This window comes from Streptomyces formicae, assembly GCF_002556545.1.
In the GTDB taxonomy this organism is placed as follows: Bacteria; Actinomycetota; Actinomycetes; order Streptomycetales; family Streptomycetaceae; genus Streptomyces; species Streptomyces formicae_A.
Map to the genome: position 1 here is coordinate 5,043,587 of NZ_CP022685.1, position 18,830 is coordinate 5,062,416.

The 18,830-nt window shown below is 71.6% G+C and carries 19 protein-coding genes; 15 read left to right on the forward strand and 4 right to left on the reverse strand.

Translation table 11 applies throughout. From position 1 onward, the window contains the following. Positions 1-39 precede the first annotated feature (39 nt). The 5 genes from KY5_RS21725 to KY5_RS21745 all read left to right on the forward strand — a co-directional run bounded on the left by KY5_RS21725 (position 40) and on the right by KY5_RS21745 (position 6,036). Positions 40-537, forward strand: a complete 498-nt coding sequence (locus KY5_RS21725; RefSeq protein WP_098243824.1) for a hypothetical protein — start codon at positions 40-42, stop codon at positions 535-537. Positions 538-759: 222 nt separating this feature from the next. Continuing rightward, positions 760-2,115 (forward strand): aspartate aminotransferase family protein, encoded by a 1,356-nt coding sequence (locus KY5_RS21730; RefSeq protein WP_098243825.1) that lies wholly within the window; start codon positions 760-762, stop codon positions 2,113-2,115. Positions 2,116-2,193: 78 nt separating this feature from the next. Then, entirely contained in the window at positions 2,194-2,892 is a 699-nt protein-coding gene (locus tag KY5_RS21735) for a GntR family transcriptional regulator (RefSeq protein WP_098243826.1), read from the forward strand. Further along, on the forward strand, positions 2,889-5,294 hold the full coding sequence (locus tag KY5_RS21740) for a dolichyl-phosphate beta-glucosyltransferase (protein ID WP_098243827.1): 2,406 nt from the start codon (positions 2,889-2,891) through the stop codon (positions 5,292-5,294). Before KY5_RS21735 ends, KY5_RS21740 begins: the two co-directional genes overlap by 4 nt. 91 nt (positions 5,295-5,385) lie before the next feature. Then, the gene (locus KY5_RS21745) at positions 5,386-6,036 is read left to right on the forward strand and encodes a hypothetical protein (RefSeq protein WP_098243828.1); all 651 of its coding nucleotides are present in this window, start codon (positions 5,386-5,388) and stop codon (positions 6,034-6,036) included. A gap of 124 nt (positions 6,037-6,160) precedes the next feature. On the opposite strand, the gene KY5_RS21750 is transcribed toward KY5_RS21745, so the two are convergent. After that, entirely contained in the window at positions 6,161-6,964 is an 804-nt protein-coding gene (locus KY5_RS21750; protein ID WP_098243829.1) for an SLATT domain-containing protein, read from the reverse strand. Between the two features lie 305 nt (positions 6,965-7,269). On the opposite strand from KY5_RS21750, the gene KY5_RS21755 reads away from it, so the two are divergent. The 8 genes from KY5_RS21755 (at position 7,270) to KY5_RS21790 (ending at position 14,247) form a co-directional block, all read left to right on the forward strand. Further along, a complete protein-coding gene (locus tag KY5_RS21755; protein ID WP_098243830.1) occupies positions 7,270-7,611 on the forward strand; it encodes a YbaB/EbfC family nucleoid-associated protein in 342 nt (113 codons plus the stop codon). A gap of 142 nt (positions 7,612-7,753) precedes the next feature. Continuing rightward, a complete protein-coding gene (recR, locus tag KY5_RS21760) occupies positions 7,754-8,353 on the forward strand; it encodes a recombination mediator RecR (RefSeq protein WP_030781910.1) in 600 nt (199 codons plus the stop codon). Then, the gene (locus KY5_RS21765; protein WP_098243831.1) at positions 8,346-9,005 is read left to right on the forward strand and encodes a DUF5063 domain-containing protein; all 660 of its coding nucleotides are present in this window, start codon (positions 8,346-8,348) and stop codon (positions 9,003-9,005) included. Before recR ends, KY5_RS21765 begins: the two co-directional genes overlap by 8 nt. 123 nt (positions 9,006-9,128) lie before the next feature. Then, positions 9,129-9,608, forward strand: coding sequence for a group II truncated hemoglobin (locus KY5_RS21770; protein ID WP_098243832.1), 480 nt, complete (start codon positions 9,129-9,131; stop codon positions 9,606-9,608). Positions 9,609-9,813: 205 nt separating this feature from the next. After that, on the forward strand, positions 9,814-11,085 hold the full coding sequence (locus KY5_RS21775; RefSeq protein ID WP_098243833.1) for an aspartate kinase: 1,272 nt from the start codon (positions 9,814-9,816) through the stop codon (positions 11,083-11,085). Then, entirely contained in the window at positions 11,082-12,137 is a 1,056-nt protein-coding gene (locus KY5_RS21780; RefSeq protein WP_098243834.1) for an aspartate-semialdehyde dehydrogenase, read from the forward strand. The genes KY5_RS21775 and KY5_RS21780 overlap by 4 nt, the downstream gene beginning before the upstream one ends. A 335-nt stretch (positions 12,138-12,472) precedes the next feature. Continuing rightward, positions 12,473-13,135 (forward strand): SigE family RNA polymerase sigma factor, encoded by a 663-nt coding sequence (locus tag KY5_RS21785; RefSeq protein WP_098243835.1) that lies wholly within the window; start codon positions 12,473-12,475, stop codon positions 13,133-13,135. Beyond that, entirely contained in the window at positions 13,132-14,247 is a 1,116-nt protein-coding gene (locus KY5_RS21790; RefSeq protein ID WP_234362803.1) for a hypothetical protein, read from the forward strand. The genes KY5_RS21785 and KY5_RS21790 overlap by 4 nt, the downstream gene beginning before the upstream one ends. Here KY5_RS21790 and KY5_RS21795 read toward each other — a convergent pair. Both KY5_RS21795 and KY5_RS21800 read right to left on the reverse strand, forming a co-directional pair. Further along, a complete protein-coding gene (locus KY5_RS21795) occupies positions 14,244-15,074 on the reverse strand; it encodes an SURF1 family protein (protein ID WP_324963570.1) in 831 nt (276 codons plus the stop codon). The genes KY5_RS21790 and KY5_RS21795 overlap by 4 nt on opposite strands. 113 nt (positions 15,075-15,187) lie before the next feature. Next, a complete protein-coding gene (locus tag KY5_RS21800; protein ID WP_098243837.1) occupies positions 15,188-17,038 on the reverse strand; it encodes a prolyl oligopeptidase family serine peptidase in 1,851 nt (616 codons plus the stop codon). Positions 17,039-17,108: 70 nt separating this feature from the next. On the opposite strand from KY5_RS21800, the gene KY5_RS21805 reads away from it, so the two are divergent. Both KY5_RS21805 and KY5_RS41865 read left to right on the forward strand, forming a co-directional pair. Further along, positions 17,109-17,933 (forward strand): class I SAM-dependent methyltransferase, encoded by an 825-nt coding sequence (locus KY5_RS21805; protein WP_098243838.1) that lies wholly within the window; start codon positions 17,109-17,111, stop codon positions 17,931-17,933. Between the two features lie 142 nt (positions 17,934-18,075). Further along, on the forward strand, positions 18,076-18,240 hold the full coding sequence (locus KY5_RS41865) for a hypothetical protein (RefSeq protein WP_159072577.1): 165 nt from the start codon (positions 18,076-18,078) through the stop codon (positions 18,238-18,240). A gap of 30 nt (positions 18,241-18,270) precedes the next feature. On the opposite strand, the gene KY5_RS21810 is transcribed toward KY5_RS41865, so the two are convergent. Then, positions 18,271-18,804, reverse strand: a complete 534-nt coding sequence (locus tag KY5_RS21810) for a hypothetical protein (RefSeq protein WP_098243839.1) — start codon at positions 18,802-18,804, stop codon at positions 18,271-18,273. Positions 18,805-18,830: the final 26 nt, after the last annotated feature.

Sequence of the window (18,830 nt, forward strand, 5' to 3'; positions counted from 1 at the left end):
TTAACCGGGCGTTAGGAAACGATGCGGCACAGTGGCGGGATGAGGAAGTGGCGGAACGCCGTCGTCACGGCGGCGTGGGTGGCCGTGGGCACGGCGGCGGGGGCGCTGGGCGCCTGGCAGTTGGCCGGTTCGGACGCGGAGGGCGGTGCCGCCGCGCACAGCCGTCCGCTGGACGAGGCAGCCGTCCGAAGGGCGCTGGCCCGCGCCTCCAACACCCCGGCGGACCCGGGCCCCCCGAGCACCGCGAAGGAACCCGCCAAGCCCGGCTCCCCGCCCGCCGCCGAGCGCTCCACCGTCCGCTTCACCGGGGGCTCCGCGACGGTGGAGTGCCGCCAGGACGGCACCGTACGCCTCGTCTCCTGGAGCCCCGCCGACGGTTTCCACATCGACGACGACGTGGAGCGCGGCCCCGCGGCGGTCGCCCGCCTGGAGGCGGAACCAGCGGACGACGACGAACAGCCGGACCTCCACTACGAAATCCACTGCACGCAGGTCGGCCCCCGGGCCAAGGTGGTCCCCGACACGGACGACGACTAGCGGGAACGCCCCGAAAGGGGCGCGGGGAACGGCGCGCCCAGCCACAGCGAACCCGCAGGTGGACGGATAAGGGGCGCGGGGAACTGCGCAAAGACACCAGCCCCGTGGCACCCGCGGAGTCACACCGTTCCCGCGTCGCACGACACATTGTCGGGTTCCGCCCCCCACGCCAGACAAGACGCCCATGTCGTGTCCACTCCTCGGACATTTACCCTCGGCCCCATGACCCCTCAGCCGAACCCGCAGGTCGGCGCCGCCGTGAAGGCCGCGGACCGCGCGCACGTGTTCCACTCCTGGTCCGCACAGGAGCTCATCGACCCGCTCGCCGTCGCCGGTGCCGAAGGCTCGTACTTCTGGGACTACGACGGCAACCGCTACCTCGACTTCACCAGCGGCCTCGTCTACACCAACATCGGGTACCAGCACCCGAAGGTCGTCGCCGCGATCCAGGAGCAGGCGGCGACGATGACGACGTTCGCGCCCGCCTTCGCCGTCGAGGCCCGCTCCGAGGCCGCACGCCTCATCGCCGAGCGGACCCCGGGCGACCTGGACAAGATCTTCTTCACGAACGGCGGCGCCGACGCCGTCGAGCACGCCACGCGCATGGCCCGTCTGCACACGGGCCGTCCCAAGGTGCTCGCCGCCTACCGCTCGTACCACGGCGGCACCCAGCAGGCCATCAACCTCACCGGCGACCCGCGCCGCTGGGCCTCCGACACCGGCACCGCGGGCGTCGTCCACTTCTGGGCGCCGTACCTCTACCGCTCCCGGTTCTACGCGGAGACCGAGCAGCAGGAGTGCGAGCGCGCGCTCCAGCACCTGGAGGACACCATCGTCTTCGAGGGCCCGCAGACGGTCGCGGCGATCATCCTGGAGACGGTCCCCGGCACGGCCGGGATCATGATCCCGCCGCCCGGCTACCTCGCGGGCGTGCGCGCGCTGTGCGACAAGTACGGCATCGTCTTCGTCCTCGACGAGGTCATGGCCGGTTTCGGCCGCACCGGCGAGTGGTTCGCCGCCGACCTCTTCGACGTCGTGCCGGACCTGATGACCTTCGCCAAGGGTGTGAACTCCGGCTACGTACCGCTCGGCGGCGTCGCCATCTCCGGGCAGATCGCGGAGACCTTCGCCAAGCGGCCCTACCCGGGCGGCCTCACCTACTCCGGCCACCCGCTGGCCTGCGCCGCGGCCGTCGCCACGATCAACGTCATGGCGGAGGAGGGCGTCGTCGAGCACGCGGCGAACCTCGGCGCCCAGGTCATCGAGCCGGGCCTGCGGGCCATCGCCGAGCGCCACCCCTCGGTCGGCGAGGTGCGCGGCGTCGGCATGTTCTGGGCCCTTGAGCTGGTGAAGGACCGGGAGACCCGCGAGCCCCTGGTCCCCTACAACGCCACCGGCGAGGCGAACGCCCCCATGGCCGCGTTCGGCGCCGCCGCCAAGAAGAACGGCCTGTGGCCCTTCATCAACATGAACCGCACCCACGTCGTCCCGCCGTGCAACGTCACGGAGACGGAGGCGAAGGAGGGCCTCGCGGCGCTCGACGCGGCGCTCTCGGTGGCGGACGAGCACGTGAGGTAGGACCCCGTGGAACCCCACCACGTAGTCTGACGTGCTCATAAGCAAGAGGACCACGTCAGACTCCGTGGGGGAACCCAGATGCCCGGCACCGACGGCTCCGCCGTCATCCGCAGCACGCTCCGTCAGCAGATCGCCGACGCGCTCCGCGACGAGATCCTCGCGGGCAGACTAGAGCCGGGCCAGGAGTTCACGGTCAAGGAGATCGCCGAGCAGTACGGCGTCTCGGCGACGCCGGTCCGCGAGGCCCTGGTGAACCTCACCGCGCAGGGCCTCCTGGACGCCGACCAGCACCGCGGCTTCCGCGTCCACGAGCACACCCTGGACGACTACCGGGGCATGCTGGAGGCCCGCGGCCTCGTCGCGGACGGCATCTTCCGCGAGCTCATGGCGAACGGCGACGCCCGCCCGGACGCGGGCGACGCCCTCATCTCCGTACGCCGCAGGGGCGAGGAGGCGGCCCGCGCGGCCTGCGCGGGCGACCTCAACGTACTGATCGGCTACGACCTGCGCTTCTGGCGCGAGCTGAGCGCCCTCTTCGGCAACCCCTACCTCTCCGACTTCCTGCACAGGCTCCGGGTGAAGTCCTGGGTCTGCGCGGTCACCCACCTGCGGCGCGAGAGCGACCGCAGCGGCGGTGACCTGCGCGGCAGACTCTGGTCGCGGCACACCGAGCTGGTCGACGCGCTGGCGCGGCGCGATCCGTGCGGCGCCCACGACATCGTCAGGGAGTACAACGCGCACTCCCTGGGGCTCATCGAGCGGCTGGCCGCTGAATGAGCGTCGATCTTTCGGTCGTCGTCCCCGCGTACAACGAGGAGCGGCGCCTGGGCCCCACGCTGACCGCGATCCGGGAGCACCTGGAGACGTCGGACCACGGCGAGTGGGAGCTGATCGTCGTGGACGACGGCTCGACCGACCGCACCGCGGAGGTCGCGGCGGAGATGGCCGCCGACGACCCCCGCGTCCATCTCGTCAGCGGCGACCGCAACCGGGGCAAGGGCCACGCCCTGCGCCTCGGCGTCCTCGCCTCCTACGGCCGCCTCGTCCTGATCACCGACGCCGACCTCGCCGCCCCCATCGAGGAACTCGACGACCTCGCCAAGGCGCTCGGCGAGGGCCACGCGGCCGCGATCGGCTCCCGCGCGAGGCCCGGCGCCGACATCGGCACCCACCAGCACCGGCTTCGCGAGCTCCTGGGGCGCACCGGCAACTTCCTCATACGCACGGTCGCCGTCCCCGGAGTGCGCGACACCCAGTGCGGGTTCAAGCTCTTCGACGGCGACCTGGCCCGTGAGGCGTTCGCCGAGTCCCGGCTGCGGGGCTGGGGCATCGACGTCGAGATACTGCAGTACTTCCGGCGCGCGGGCTGGCCGGTCGCCGAGGTCCCGGTGCGCTGGTCCCACCAGGAGGGCTCCAAGGTCCGCCCCCTCGACTACGTCCGCGTCCTCGCCGAACTGACCCTCCTGAAGGCGCGTGCCGTCCGTCGCGCCGACGTCCTGGCCGCGGCCTTCTTCCTGGCCCTCTCCTTCGTGCTCTTCTCGGGCCGCTGGGTGGATCCCGGCGGGCGCTACATCCCCGACTCCATGCAGGACCAGAACCAGTGGGAGTGGTTCTTCGCGGTGACGGCCGACAACGTCCGCCACCTGCACAACCCCCTGTTCACCACCCTCCAGAACTTCCCCGACGGCGTGAACCTCATGGCCAACACGGTCATGCTCGGCCTCTCCGTCCCGCTGGCCCCCGTGACCTGGCTGTTCGGGCCCGCGGTCGCCCTGAACGTGGCGATGACCGGGGGGCTCGCCGCCACCGCCGTCGCCTGGTACTGGCTGATCCTGCGGCGGCTCGTACGCCACCGGGGCGCGGCCGCCGTCGGCGCGGCCCTCGCCGCCTTCGCGCCCCCGATGGTCAGCCACGCGAACGCCCACCCCAACTTCATCGTCCTGTTCATGATCCCGCTGATCGTCGACAGGGCGCTGCGGCTCTGCGAGGGCACCCGCGTCGTCCACGACGGGGTGCTGCTCGGCCTCTTCGTGACGTACCAGATCTTCCTGGGCGAGGAGCCGCTGCTGCTCGCCGCGCTCGGCATGCTGCTCTTCGCCGTCGGTTACGCGGTGGCCCGCCCCGACCTGGCGCGCGCGGCGTGGCGGCCGCTGGCCAAGGGCATCGGGGTCGCCCTCGCGGTGACCGTGCCGCTCGTCGCGTACCCGCTGTGGTGGCAGTTCTTCGGCGCGCAGAGCTACAAGAGCGTGCTGCACGGCGACAACGCGGGCAACAGCCCGCTCGCCCTGATCTCCTTCGCCGAGCGCTCCCTGGCGGGCAGCAAGGAGAGCGTCCAGGGCCTCGCCATGAACCCCACCGAGGAGAACGCGTTCTTCGGCTGGCCGCTGGTGGCGCTCTGCTTCGCGATCGTCGTACGCCTCTGGGACCGCGCCGTCGTCAAGGCGCTCGCGTTCACGGCGTGCGGCGCCGCGCTGCTCTCCCTCGGGCCGAAGTTCCGCATTCCGCTGACGGACATCGTGCTGCCGGGGCCCTGGAAGGCGCTCGCGGGGCGGCCGCTCTTCGAATCGGTCATCGAATCGCGGGTGGCGATGGTGTGCGCCCCGGCGCTCGGCATGCTCCTCGCGCTGGCGCTCGCGCGGCTGCTCGCATCGCGGTGGCGGGGGCGCCGCCTGGGGCTCGCGGCCGTCGCCCTCGCGCTCCTGCCGATCGTGCCCGCGCCGCTGAAGGCCGTGGACCGGATCGACGTGCCGCCGTTCATCGCGGACGGCACCTGGCGGAAGTACCTCGGCCCCGACGAGACGCTCGTCCCGGTGCCCGTCCCCGACCCGGCGAGCGCCGAGGCCCTGCACTGGCAGACCACCGCCGACCTGGGCTTCCGCCTCCCCGGCGGCTACTTCAACGGCCCCTGGGGCCCGGACCGCGTCGGCATCTACGGACCCTCGCCGCGCAACACCTCCAACCTCCTGCACGACGTCGCCGAACTCGGCCGCGTACCCAAGGCCACGCCCCCCTGGCGGGCCGCCGCCCGACAGGACCTGGCGTTCTGGAAGGCGGGCCTCCTCGTCCTCGCGCCGCAGCGGCACGACACGGAACTGCGCGCGACCGTGGACGCGCTCCTTGGCCGCCCCGGAAAGTGGGTAGGCGGAGTATGGATCTGGGACCTGCACGACGGTCCCTGACCGGGCCGCCGCCCGACTACGCTGCCTGCACGCGAGGCAACGCACGACGTCCGATGTCCGATGTCCACCGAGCCGACCCGAGGAGTCCTTCTTGGCCTGCGACCTGTGGCTGGTCCCGCTCGTCGATGTGTTGTGCCACAGCCCCGACAACCCCTTCGCGGAAGAGATCGCCGCCTACGACAAGGCGCTGCACGAGGCCGGACTGCCGCCGGTCCCCGTCTTCTCCTACATGCCGGGCCTGTCCGGCGACGTCGCCCCGGTGGCGGGGTTCGACTACGACGCGCTGCACTTCCTGCGCCGCGCCTACCTGCTGCGGATCTGCGGTCTCGAAGTCACACCCGTCGACGAACTGGGCGGCGACTACGAACAGCTCCTGGAGATGTTCGACGCCACGGCCCAGCAGTCGCACCTGGTCTGGCACTACGACCACGCCGGCGCGTACGTCCCCGTGGACTTCCCCGCGCCGCTGTCCAACGACGAACTCCTCGCGGGCGGCGGCCCGCTGGGCTCCGCCCAGGCGCTCCTGCGCGAGCTGGAGTTCGTGGCCCCCTCGATCGGCATAGACCCGGCGAACCCACCCCTGGCACCGACCCCACCCGCGGGCCCCACGTCCCTGGAGGAACCGGCGGCCCCGGCCCCACCGGACGAAAGCCCCTTCGCCCGCGAACGCCACGTCTGGCTGGGCCTGCACGCGGCGACGACGAGGAGCCTGGCACAGGGCTCGATGATCATCTACAGCTGAGCAGCATCAGCCTGTCCGGCGGCTGTCGGACGGGCTGGGCGGGAGATTCCAGCCCGTCCGGCGTTTGAGGACGAACTCGGCGGAGCCGGTGACAGACATCAGCACCGGCTCCGCCAAGTCCGCCTCACCGAGGCTCAGGCGGCCGCTGCCGAGGCATATTGGGCCGGGCCCCCGGCGGCGGCAGAGCGAACCGCCCCGGCTGCGACGGCACCTCCCCCCGGGAGCCCCCCGGCACCATCGCCTGCATGACCAGCGGCACGGGCCCCGCCCGGAACTCCACCATCCAGTCCGTCGTCTCCGACCGCACGAGCTCCGTCACGTCCTCGGAGAACTTCCGCAGCACCCCGAGGCACCGCTCGGCCGCCTCCCCGGCCGTGCCCTCCGTGGGCCCGAGCACCTCTCGTACGCTCTCGGAGGCCCAGTCGAACTGGAGCACCTGGAGCCGCCGCTGCACGGCCTGCGCGGTGGCCACGTTCCGCATCCAGCCGGACGTCAGGCCGAAGAACCGGTCGCACCCCACGCACGCCACCCCGGCGAGCAGGGAGACGAAGCCCCAGTCCGCGACGGACCCCACGGCCCCCACCAGGTCGAGGAGCGGCAGCACGCCCGCCCCCACGGCACCCAGCGCGGCCCCGGCCCGCAGCAGCCGGGCCCCGCGCCGCTTCCAGCCGCGGTCGGCGAGGTACCACTCGGCGGTGTTCAGCGCGCCGCGCTCCACCCAGCGGTACAGCTCGTCGAGGCGCTCGGCGGGCTCGCCCCAGTCACCGAGGGGGAAGGCCCGGCCGGTGAGGTCACCGAGCCGGGGTTCCCGCGCGTCCCGCGCGTCCTTCGCACCCCCGGTGCCCGCCGCGTCCCCGGCTTCCCGCTGCGCGCCCGCGCCCTGCCCCTCCTGGGGCACCCCCTCGGGCTGCATCTCCGGCTGGCTCACCCGGCACTCCCTCTTACGTCTTCGACAGCTCATTGCGGGATCCTGCGCGAGCCCCTCCGCGCGGCCTCCGCGTGACGACTGGTGCTGTTGGTGCGCAGCACCCCTTCCTACCGCCCAATGGGTGGCCATGAGCTCGCTTTCGCGGCTTTTCCGCCCGGAAGAGCTGCTTGATCAGGTATAGGAGGACGCTCGATCTCACTCGAAAGAGTGCTGGAGCGAGGGGACCCCCGACCACGTAGGCTCATTCCAGGCGGAAACCCCGCTTTCGAACCGACTCGACGACCGTGCGAAACCAGGAGCTGATCGTGATCCCCGGTGGTGGCCAGCCCAACATGCAGCAGCTGCTCCAGCAGGCCCAGAAGATGCAGCAGGACCTCGCGAACGCGCAGGAGGAGCTTGCGCGCACGGAGGTCGAAGGACAGGCGGGCGGCGGCCTCGTCAAGGCGACGGTCAACGGCTCCGGCGAGCTGCGGGGCCTGGTGATCGACCCCAAGGCGGTCGACCCGGAGGACACCGAGACGCTGGCCGACCTGGTCGTGGCAGCGGTCCAGGCGGCCAACGAGAACGCGCAGGCGCTCCAGCAGCAGAAGCTCGGCCCGCTCGCGCAGGGCCTGGGCGGCGGCGGCATCCCGGGTCTCCCGTTCTGACCGGGGCTCCCGTCCTGGCCGGGTCTCCCGTTCCGGCCGGGCCTGCCGTTCCGGCCTTCTGAACCTTCTGACCTTCTAAGAACCCCCCGGGCCAACTACCGTACGTACCAAGCAGGGCCCGTACCCCCAGAAAGGCGTTCCGTTGTACGAAGGCGTGGTCCAGGACCTCATCGACGAGCTGGGCAGACTGCCCGGCGTCGGTCCCAAGAGCGCGCAGCGGATCGCCTTCCACATCCTCCAGGCGGAGCCCACGGACGTACGCCGTCTCGCGCACGCCCTGCTCGAGGTGAAGGACAAGGTCCGCTTCTGCGCGACCTGCGGGAACGTCGCGCAGGAAGAGCTCTGCAACATCTGCCGCGACCCGCGCCGCGACCTCTCGGTCATCTGTGTGGTCGAGGAGCCGAAGGACGTCGTGGCGATCGAGCGGACCCGTGAGTTCCGGGGCAAGTACCACGTCCTGGGCGGCGCGATCAGCCCCATCGAGGGGGTGGGCCCGGACGATCTGCGCATACGGGAACTGCTCGCACGCCTCGCGGACGGCACGGTCACGGAGCTGATCCTGGCCACCGACCCGAACCTGGAGGGCGAGGCCACGGCGACGTACCTCGCCCGCATGATCAAGCCCATGGGCCTGAAGGTCACCCGCCTGGCCAGCGGGCTCCCTGTCGGGGGAGATCTGGAATACGCGGACGAGGTCACCCTGGGCCGCGCCTTCGAGGGGAGACGACTCCTAGATGTCTGACGCCACGCTGCACGCGATCGCCCAGAACCCGGACGACTTCGCGGTACAGATCTCCGACCAGATCGAGAGCTTCATCGTCTCGGTCAGGGAGGTCGCCAAGGGCGACGAGCCGGACTCGGCCGTGCCCTTCCTCCTCCTGGAGGTCTCCCAACTGCTCCTGGCGGGCGGCCGCCTGGGCGCCCACGAGGACATCGTTCCCGAGGAGCGCTACGAGCCGGACCTCGGCCCGGAACAGGACGTGGACGACCTCCGCGAGCGCCTCGCGGCCCTCCTCGACCCGGTGGACGTCTACTCCGAGGTCTTCGACCCGTACGAGCCCCGCAAGGCGCCCGTCGCCCACCGCATCTCGGACGACTTCGCCGACGTGGTCGCCGACCTCTCCCACGGCCTGGCGCACTACCGCGCGGGACGCACGGTGGAGGCCCTGTGGTGGTGGCAGTTCTCGTACTTCTCCAACTGGGGAAGCACGGCGTCGGCCGCCCTGCGCGCCCTCCAGTCGCTGGTCGCCCACGTCCGCCTCAACCAGCCCCTAGAGGACCTCGACGGCCTGGACACGGACGAGGACCTGACCGAGGCGGCGCTGGAGGAGGAGGCGGGCAAGGTCATGGCGGAGGAGATCGCGGGGCCGCTGGGGCTGCGGACCGTCAAGTAGCGCCCGCGCGCGGCCGGGCGGCGCCTGCATACGGCGTAGATGGCGGTCGGCACCCTTGGCAGCGCCGACGGGGACGGCCCAGGATTGCGGCAGTGGGTCACCGGGGGACACCAGGGGGTCGCCATGGCCGAGCGCCGCGTCGAGGGCAACGAGAGTCTCTACGACCACGCGGGCGGGGAGGAAGCGCTCCACCGACTGGAGGAGCTCTTCTACACGAAGGCCCTCGCCGACCCCGTCCTGCGCGCCGTCTTCCCGCGCCGACAGCCGCACCACGTCGACCACCTGACCTGGTTCACGGCCGAGTCCTTCGGCGGCCCCGACCGGTTCAGCCGCGAGCTCGGCTTCCGGCACCTCATCGACGTGCACCGCAACCTGAAGATCACCGACGAGCAGCGGGAGCGGTTCGCCGCGCTCTATCTGGAGTCGCTGCGGGAGGCCGGGCTCCCGGACGACGAGCGGTTCCTGGGCGCGGTGCGCTCGCACATCGAGTTCGGCACCCGCGTCGCCCAGCAGAACTCGCATGCGGCGAGCGAGGACGAACTGCACCCGCTGCGCGAGGTGCCCCACTGGCAGTGGCCCGAGGCTCCGGACCGGTCCCTGTGACCCACCCCACTTTCCGGAGTGCCCCGCTCCGTAGCGGGCATGTGACCCGTCGGAGCGGCCGGAACGTACGTCCCGAGAAGCGAGGCGTATGCCCGTGGGTGATCAACTCGTGAGCGGGACATCTCACGATGTGATATTGGCGAGGCGAATTTCGGCCGCTCGTTAGACTGAGCCGACCGCACAACGGATTGAGCGAGGAGCGCACGTGAGCCTTGTCGTGCAGAAGTACGGAGGCTCCTCCGTAGCCGATGCCGAGGGCATCAAGCGGGTCGCCAAGAGGATTGTCGACGCCAAGAAGAACGGCCATCAGGTCGTTGTCGTGGTGTCCGCCATGGGTGACACGACGGATGAGTTGATCGATCTTGCCGGGCAGGTATCCCCGATCCCTGCCGGGCGTGAATTCGACATGCTGCTGACCGCTGGTGAGCGCATCTCCATGGCCCTGCTGGCCATGGCGATCAAAAACCTGGGCCACGAGGCCCAGTCGTTCACGGGCAGCCAGGCCGGCGTCATCACCGACTCCGTCCACAACAAAGCGCGGATCATCGATGTGACCCCCGGACGCATCCGGGACTCGATCGACGAGGGCAACATCGCCATCGTCGCCGGGTTCCAGGGCGTCAGCCAGGAGGGCAAGAACATCACCACGCTCGGGCGTGGTGGGTCCGACACGACCGCTGTCGCCCTCGCCGCGGCCCTCGACGCCGAGGTCTGCGAGATCTACACGGACGTCGACGGCGTCTTCACCGCCGACCCGCGGGTCGTCAAGAAGGCCCGGAAGATCGACTGGATCTCGTTCGAGGACATGCTGGAGCTCGCGAGCTCCGGCTCGAAGGTGCTGCTCCACCGCTGCGTGGAGTACGCCCGTCGCTACAACATCCCGATTCACGTGCGGTCCTCCTTCTCGGGACTGCAGGGCACATGGGTCAGCAACGAACCGCAAGGGGACCGCAAGGTGGAGCAGGCCATCATCTCCGGTGTCGCGCACGACACTTCGGAGGCCAAGATCACCGTCGTCGGCGTGCCGGACAAGCCGGGCGAGGCCGCCTCGATCTTCCGCGCCATCGCGGACGCCGAGGTCAACATCGACATGGTCGTGCAGAACGTGTCCGCGGCCTCCACCGGGCTCACCGACATCTCGTTCACGCTGCCCAAGGCCGAGGGCCGCAGGGCCATCGACGCCCTGGAGAAGACCCGCGCCTCCGTCGGCTTCGACTCCCTGCGCTACGACGACCAGATCGCCAAGATCTCCCTCGTCGGCGCCGGCATGAAGACCAACCCCGGCGTCACCGCGACCTTCTTCGAGGCGCTCAGCGACGCGGGCGTGAACATCGAGCTCATCTCGACCTCCGAGATCCGCATCTCGGTCGTCACGCGCGCCGATGACGTCACCGAGGCCGTGCGCGCCGTGCACACCGCCTTCGGGCTCGACTCCGACACGGACGAGGCCGTGGTCTATGGAGGCACCGGCCGATGAGCCGTAAGCCGACGCTCGCGGTCGTCGGAGCGACCGGGGCCGTCGGCGCGGTCATGCTCCAGATCCTGTCGCAGCACGCCGACATCTGGGGCGAGATCCGTCTCGTCGCCTCTCCGCGCTCGGCCGGCCGCAAGCTGGCCGTGCGCGGGGAGGAGGTCGAGGTCCTCGCGCTGAGCGAGGAGGTCTTCGACGGGGTCGACATCGCGGTGTTCGACGTGCCCGACGAGGTCTCCGCGCAGTGGGCGCCCGTCGCCACCGCCAAGGGCGTCGTGGTGGTGGACAACTCCGCCGCCTTCCGGATGGACCCGGACGTGCCGCTCGTGGTGCCCGAGGTCAATCCGCACGCCGCGCGCGTGCGCCCGCGCGGCATCGTCGCGAATCCCAACTGCACGACCCTTTCGATGATCGTCGCCATCGGCGCGCTGCACGCCGAGTTCGGCCTGCGCGAGCTGATCGTCTCCTCGTACCAGGCCGTGAGCGGGGCGGGCCGCGAGGGCGTCGACACGCTGCGCAGGCAGCTGCGGCTCGTGGCGGGCAGCGAACTGGGGACGAGCCCCGGTGACGTGCGCCGTGCCGTGGGCGACGACACCGGGCCCTTCCCCGAGCCCGTGGCGCTCAACGTCGTGCCCTGGGCCGGGTCCCTGAAGGACGACGGCTGGTCCTCCGAGGAGATGAAGGTGCGCGACGAGTCGCGCAAGATCCTCGGGCTGCCGGGACTGCGGGTCGCGGCGACCTGCGTTCGCGTGCCCGTCATCACCACGCACTCCCTCACCGTGCACGCGCGGTTCGAGGACGAGGTCACCGTCGACCGCGCGCGCGAGATCCTCGCGACCGCGCCGGGCGTCGTGCTCTTCGACAACCCGGCGGCGGGGGAGTTCCCCACGCCCGCCGACGTCGTGGGCACCGATCCGACCTGGGTGGGGCGGGTGCGGCGGTCCCTCGACGATCCGACCGCCCTCGAACTCTTCGTCTGCGGGGACAACCTCCGCAAGGGCGCCGCGCTGAACACGGTGCAGATCGCCGAACTGGTGGCGGCGGAGTTCACGGCCTGACCGCCCCGGCGCCGCCGGGTGCCCCCGCGCGCGGAAGCCTTTGTGGGATCTGTGTAAGTTCTGTGTCCAACTTGATGGTCTGGACCGCTTGAACTGGATCAACTCCGCGTCCGAAGATTTCGTGTCCGATCACTGCAACCGGACCGGGGTGGGGGGCGTCTTTAGCGGTCGCCCTTCAGGGGTCGCTCAAGCGCCGCAAAAAAATGGGGCATAGGGGAAGAGCTGGTACGCATGGGGGCATTTGATGCATCGCCGGGAACGGTGCGCGCGCGGCCTGCCGCAAACGCGATGCCGGGCGCGTACAACCCTGACGGGGGGAAGCGTGTCCAACAGGCGTGGCAGAGGTACTCGACTTCACAGCGGTACAGGCGAGAGGCGCGGCAGCGCTGCGTCCGCCTCGTCGTCCCCGCGCGCCCGGCGGCATGCCGGTGATCGCGCCCATGCCCGCAGCGCGGCCCGCCCGCATCCCGGCGCAGCGCGAGGGTGCTGACGAGGCGATGACAGCGGGCACCACAGTCGACCACCTGACCGAGACCTACCGCGCCCACTACCGGTCGCTGCTCGGCCTCGCCGCGCTGCTCCTGGACGACACGGCCTCCTGCGAGGACGTCGTGCAGGAGGCGTTCATCCGGGTCCACTCCGCGCGCAAGCGGGTGCGGGACCCCGAGAAGACGCTCGCCTATCTGCGCCAGACCGTCGTGAACCTCTCGCGGTCCGCGCTGCGGCGCCGCATCCTCGGGCTCAAGCTGCTCTCCAAGCCGATGCCCGACATGGCGAGCGCGGAGGAGGGGGCGTACGACCTCCTCGAGCGCGACGAGCTGATCAAGGCGATGCGCGGCCTCCAGCGGCGCCAGCGCGAGGTCCTCGTGCTGCGCTACTTCGCCGACATGACCGAGGCGCAGGTCGCCGAGACCCTGGGCATATCGCTGGGCTCGGTCAAGGCGTACGGCTCGCGCGGTATCGCCGCCCTCAGGGTCGCCATGGAGGCGCCGGCATGAGCGAGCGCAAGCGTGATGAGCAGAGTGGGCACGAACAGCATGGCAGGAACGAGAACGTGAATCACGGCGCCGAAGACGGGCCCCAGGGGCTCGCCGGGGAAGCCGACGAGGCGCCCCAGGAGGCGGACGGCTTCGGCTCCGACGAGCTCGCGCTGCGGCGGATGATGCGGCAGGCCGTCGAGGACATCGAACCCACGGACCGCGCGCTCGAACGCCTGCGGCACGCGGTACCGGCCCGCAGGGCCCGCAAGCGACAGGCCGTCGTCGGCCTCGCGGCCGCCGCGCTCTTCATCGGCACCGCCGTACCGGCCCTGGTACACGTCACCAACTCCAGCGGCGACTCGGACGACCGCCCCTCGATCGCGGGCAACAGCCAGGAGTCACAGGGCGGTTCGGGCCGGGGCAAGGATCCCGGCAGCGGTGAGAAGGGCGCGGGGAAGAAGCCCGACTCCTCCAAGGCGAAGGACAAGAAAGAGAAGAAGGACAAGAAGGAAAGCAAGGAGAAGGGCGGCACGGGCGGCGGCGGCACGGGAGCGCCCGACCCGAGCAGCTCCGAGGCCGTCAGCTCGCCGGTCTGCGCCGCAGCCCAGCTCGGCGCCTCGGGATCCACGGGCGTGACCGAGGCCAACGGCTCGGTGTACGGCAGCTTCCGGGTCTCCAACACCTCCGACACCAGCTGCACGATCGACGCCGCGGGCGCCGTCGCCGTGACGGCGCAGGGCGCGGCCGACGCCACGAAGGTCGGCGTGCTCGACCACACCGCGGGCGACGCGGCGACCGGTCTGCCCGACCCCGCGCAGGAGACGGCCCAGCTCGTCCTCCAGCCCGGTGCGGCGTACGAGGTGCGCTTCGCCTGGGTGCCGTCCGAGAGCTGTCCCGCGGAGGGCGGCGAGCCCACGCCCAACCCGACGCCCACCGAGGGCAACGGCGGCGGTGACAGCGGCACGCCCACCGGCATGGAGCCGCAGCTGGTCCGCGAGGACGGCGGGGTGCAGGACGGCAGCGTCGTGGTGACCCTGACGGCGGCCGCGGGATCCCCTTCGGCGGGTACGACGATCGCGAACGCGTGCGCGGGGACGGTGTACCGGACCGGGGTGCTGCCCGCTTCCTAGCGGAGCTCGGCGGCGGGGGCCCCGGGGGTCGCCTGCTCGGGAACCAGCCCCAGCCGCGCGTCCCGCGCGAACTCCTTCTCGCGGCGGAAGAGCCGGAACCACATGAAGAGCACGAAGGCCGCGAAGACGAACCACTCGCCGGTGTAGCCGAGGTTCTGGAAGGCCTTGAGGTCCAGGCCCGTGTTGTTCGGCGCGGACGCCGGGACCGCCTTCATGCCGGAGTCGCCCTTGTCGAGGGTGATCCACGCGTCGTACAGGTCGTCCGGCACCAGGTTCACCAGGGACGCCGAGCTGATCGCGCCCAGCTGCCCCTTGGGCAGACCGCCCGCGGCGCTCACGCCGTTCGAGCCGGGGCTCTCGGATGCCTGCAACGAGCCCACCACGGTGACCTCGCCCTTCGGCGCGGCGGGGGCCTTCGCGGCGCTCGCGTTACCGGGCAGCCAGCCGCGCACCACGGGCAGCGACTTGCCGCTGTCCGTACGCAACAGGGTCAGTACGTAGAAGCCGCTCTTGTCGTCCAACTTCCGGTCGGGGACGAGCATTTGCTCGCCGTAGCGACCGGTGGCCCGGGTCAGCTCGCCCGAGGTCTCCTTGTCGACGGGAAGCAGCGAGTCGAGGGGCTTCGCCTTGGCGGCGGACCCTTCCTTCGCCGCGGCCGAACGCTCCTCGTTCTGCTCGGCGACCTGCTCCTTCGCGGACTCGTGCGCCTGTACGCGGTCCTCGAAGCGGCCGAGCTGCCAGGAACCCATGAAGACGCAGAAGGGGATGGCCAGCACGACGAAGACGTTGATCCCCCACCATCGGGGCGTCAGCAGAAACCGGTACACACCCTCCACGGTACGGGCCCCCCACAATCCCCCCGACGCGGGGCCCCGTAAGAAAACCGTCCCCCCACGGCGAGTGGGGGCGGGCCCGCACCGGCGCGGGCCCGCCCCCCCGCTCAGCCCGCCGCAGGCAAATGCCGCTGCGCGAACTCCAGCTCAAGAGCCACCTGCTTGATCCGCTCGTCCACGACCAGCGACCCGTGCCCGGCGTCGTACCGGTACACCTCGTGCGCCGCGCCGCGGGCCGCGAGCCGGTCCACGTAGTTCTCGACCTGGCGGATCGGGCAGCGCGGGTCGTTCACCCCCGCCGAGATGTAGACCGGGGCCTTCACCTCGTCGACGTACGTCAGCGGGGACGAGGCCGCGAAGCGCTCGGGGACCTCCTCCGGAGTGCCGCCGAGCAGCGTGCGGTCCATGGCCTTCAGGGCCTCCATCTCGTCGTGGTACGCCGTCACGTAGTCCGCGACGGGGACCGCGGCCAGGCCGACCGCCCAGGCGTCCGGCTGGGTGCCGAGGCCGAGCAGGGTCAGGTAGCCGCCCCAGGAGCCACCGGCGAGGACGAGACGGTCGGGGTCGGCGAGGCCCGAGGTGACCGCCCACTCCCGCACCGCCGCGATGTCCTCCAGCTCGATCAGGCCGACGCGGTGCTTGAGGGCGTCCGTCCACTCACGCCCGTACCCCGTGGAGCCTCGGTAGTTGACCCGGACCACCGCGTACCCGTGGTCGACCCAGGCCGCCGGGCCCGCGGCGAAGGAGTCGCTGTCGTGCCAGGTCGGGCCGCCGTGCACCTCGAAGACGGTGGGCAGGGGCCCCGATGAGCCCGCAGTGCCCGCGGGGCGCTGCACCAGGGCGTGGATGCGGCCGCCGGGCCCGTCCACCCACACGTCCTCCACGGGGACGGAGGCCGGGGCCTTCATGCCGGGCGGGTCCAGGACCACGCCGCCCGCCGTCGAGCGGACCACCGGCGGCTCGGCGGCCGACGACCACATGTACTCCACGGTCCCGTCGGGGCGTGCCGTCGCGCCCGACACCGAGCCGGTGGGCGTCTCGATGCGCGTCAGCTCGCGCGATGCCAGGTCGTAGCGGAACAGCTCGCCGCGCGCCTCGAAGCCGTGCGCGATCAGCAGCGCGGAGCCGTCCGGATACCACTCGGCGCTCACGTCGCCCGGCAGCCCGAGGACGAGGTCGCTCTCCTCGCCCGACGCGACGTCCCACACCATCGGCTCCCAGCGGCCGCGCCGCTGGTGCCCGACCAGGAGCCGGGTGTCCCCGTCGACCGGGGCGAAGCCGAGCACCTCCAGGCCCAGCTCGACCGTGCCGCCCTTGGTGTCGTCGAGCTCGGCGACCGTCGAGCCGTCCGGCCTGATCACGCGGAGCGCGGAGTGCATCGCGTCGCCGTGTTCCGTGTGCTCGACGGCGATCAGCGTGCCGTCGTGCGACAGGTCGCCCACGCCCGCCGACTCGTGGTGCCGGTACACCTCGACCGGGGCCGCGCCGTCCGTGCCGCCCGCGCCGTCATGACGTACGACGTGGATCGTGGACCCCTCCTCGTCCGTGGAGCGTCCCACGACCACCGTCCTGCCGTCCCTGCCGAGGGCGAGGCCCGCGGGGTACGAGGCGTCGAGGCCCGGCACCGCGGGCTCGTCGGGGCCGCCGCCGAAGGGCTGGCGCAGCCAGACGCCGAACTCGTCGCCGTCCTTGTCGTTGAACCACCAGATCCACTCGCCGTCCGGCGAGAGGACGCCGTCCGTCGTGCCGTTCGGCCGGTCGGTCGCCTGGCGCTGGGCGCCGGTCGTCCTGTCCCACGCGTACAGCTCGTACGTCCCCGTCGCGTTCGACACGAACAAGGAACGCTGCGGGGCGTCCTCCGCCCAGTCGGGCAGCGACACCCGCGGCGCCCTGAACCGCTTCTCCCAGTCCGGCATGGACTCCGACCCTGTCGCCTTCTCGGCACCCGTCTCGCTCATGACCCCATAGTGCCCGCACCCGCCGACAATCCGCTGGCGAGGGCCCCCAGCCTGTGGATAACTTTTGACCATGTACTCCCCGACGCCCGAGGACTGGCGCGAGACCAACCGGAGACGCTGGGACGAGCGGGTCCCGCTCCACCTCGCCAGCGACTACTACGACCTCGACGCCTTCCGCGCGGGCAAGGACGCCCTGCGCGACTTCGAGGTCGCGGAAGTGGGCGACGTACGCGGCAAGTCCCTGCTGCACCTCCAGTGCCACATCGGCGCCGACACCCTCTCCTGGGCCAGGCACGGCGCCTCCCGCGTCGTCGGTCTCGACTTCTCCGAACCCGCCGTGGAGGCGGCCCGCGAACTCGCCGCCGACCTCGGCCTCGCCCCGGACCGGGCCACGTTCGTCGCCGCCGACGTGTACGACGCGGCCGAAGCGGTGCCCGACTCCTCGTACGACGTCGTCTACACCGGCGTGGGCGCCCTGTGCTGGCTCCCCGACATCCGGCGCTGGGCCGAGACCGCCGCCTCGCTCGTCGCGCCCGGCGGCTTCCTCTACCTCTCCGAGTTCCATCCGCTCGCCGACATCCTCGACGACGCCACGGGCTCACGGATCGAGCACGACTACTTCGCGCGCGACGCCTGGATCGAGGAGACGCCCGGCGGCTACGCGGACGACACCACCCCCACCGTCCACAACCGCACCGTCGAGTGGCAGCACCCCATCGGCGACGTCGTCTCCGCGCTCGCGGCCGCCGGACTGCGCATCGACTTCCTGCGCGAGCGCGAGATCACGCTCTTCCAGCGCTTCGCGGCGCTCGAACTCCGCGACGGCGCCTACCGGTTCCCCGCGGACCGCCCGCGCATGCCGCTCATGTACTCCCTGAAGGCGAGCAAGGTCTGAGGGCCCTCAGGGCCGGGGCCCGAGGGCCCTCCGGATGCCGGGTGGGCGCCCGCGGGGGAGAGTGGTGAGGCATGGCCGCCCCACGCGGGCGGTCCGCCGCTCCCACGCGAGCGCCGCTCCCACGCGAGGAGGAGAGCCGATCATGGCCAAGCACCAGTCCCGCGATCCGCGCGAACAGTCCCAGCAGGCCAGGAACGCCGCGGCGGAGACCCGCGCCAAGCAGGCCAAGCGCCCGGTGGACTCGATCTCCGCGAAGACCCGGGGGATGCAGCAGAAGGCGCAGGCCCGCCGCCAGGGAAACCGCTGACGGTCCAGCTCCCCGCCTCTTCAGGGCTCTTTAGGGCAACGGCGAAGGCGGCCGTAACCACCCCTCCTTGGCGGGGTCGAACTCGCCGAGCTTCGTCCAGTCCCACGCCTGCAGCACCTCCCGCCCCTGGGTGTCGTCCTGTTTGATGACGGCGACGACGACATCGGCGGTGTGCCGGGTGAGCAGCAGGGTCCGCAGCCGGGTCGCGATGCCCGCGCCGCGCTGGGCGGGCGCCACCATGAGCTCGCTGAGCAGGAACACCCGCCCGGACGCGGTCTGTTCCTCGATCCCGGCGGGCAGGATGCCGCGGAACCCCTCCCACCAGTCGCTGTCGCGCGCGGCGCGGTACCCGTAGAGGCACCCGACGAGACCGGCCGAGTCGGCGACGACCATGTCGAAGTCGGGCTGCTGCACGTCGTGTTCGAAGCGCCGCAGGAATCCCCGCCGGTCGCTGTACTCGGCGCCTTCCCTGCCCCGATAGGCCTCTACGTAGAGGCTGGCCACGGACTCGCGCTGCTGTTCCGCCTGCCACCGGCTCAGCCGCCGCAAGAACACCTCTGCCATGTGCGCCTCCCGCCCGGCCCCCGCTG

What these genes read in the sequence shown, in the direction of transcription:
- KY5_RS21765 (WP_098243831.1), top strand. Translation starts at nt 8,346, where the DNA reads ATGTCTGACGCCACGCTGCACGCGATCGCCCAGAACCCGGACGACTTC.
- KY5_RS21790 (WP_234362803.1), top strand. Translation starts at nt 13,132, where the DNA reads ATGAGCGAGCGCAAGCGTGATGAGCAGAGTGGGCACGAACAGCATGGC.
- KY5_RS21805 (WP_098243838.1), top strand. Translation starts at nt 17,109, where the DNA reads ATGTACTCCCCGACGCCCGAGGACTGGCGCGAGACCAACCGGAGACGC.
- KY5_RS21780 (WP_098243834.1), top strand. Translation starts at nt 11,082, where the DNA reads ATGAGCCGTAAGCCGACGCTCGCGGTCGTCGGAGCGACCGGGGCCGTC.
- KY5_RS21740 (WP_098243827.1), top strand. Translation starts at nt 2,889, where the DNA reads ATGAGCGTCGATCTTTCGGTCGTCGTCCCCGCGTACAACGAGGAGCGG.
- KY5_RS21730 (WP_098243825.1), top strand. Translation starts at nt 760, where the DNA reads ATGACCCCTCAGCCGAACCCGCAGGTCGGCGCCGCCGTGAAGGCCGCG.
- KY5_RS21810 (WP_098243839.1), bottom strand. Translation starts at nt 18,804, where the DNA reads ATGGCAGAGGTGTTCTTGCGGCGGCTGAGCCGGTGGCAGGCGGAACAG.
- KY5_RS21725 (WP_098243824.1), top strand. Translation starts at nt 40, where the DNA reads ATGAGGAAGTGGCGGAACGCCGTCGTCACGGCGGCGTGGGTGGCCGTG.
- KY5_RS21770 (WP_098243832.1), top strand. Translation starts at nt 9,129, where the DNA reads ATGGCCGAGCGCCGCGTCGAGGGCAACGAGAGTCTCTACGACCACGCG.
- KY5_RS21735 (WP_098243826.1), top strand. Translation starts at nt 2,194, where the DNA reads ATGCCCGGCACCGACGGCTCCGCCGTCATCCGCAGCACGCTCCGTCAG.
- KY5_RS21800 (WP_098243837.1), bottom strand. Translation starts at nt 17,038, where the DNA reads ATGAGCGAGACGGGTGCCGAGAAGGCGACAGGGTCGGAGTCCATGCCG.
- KY5_RS41865 (WP_159072577.1), top strand. Translation starts at nt 18,076, where the DNA reads ATGGCCAAGCACCAGTCCCGCGATCCGCGCGAACAGTCCCAGCAGGCC.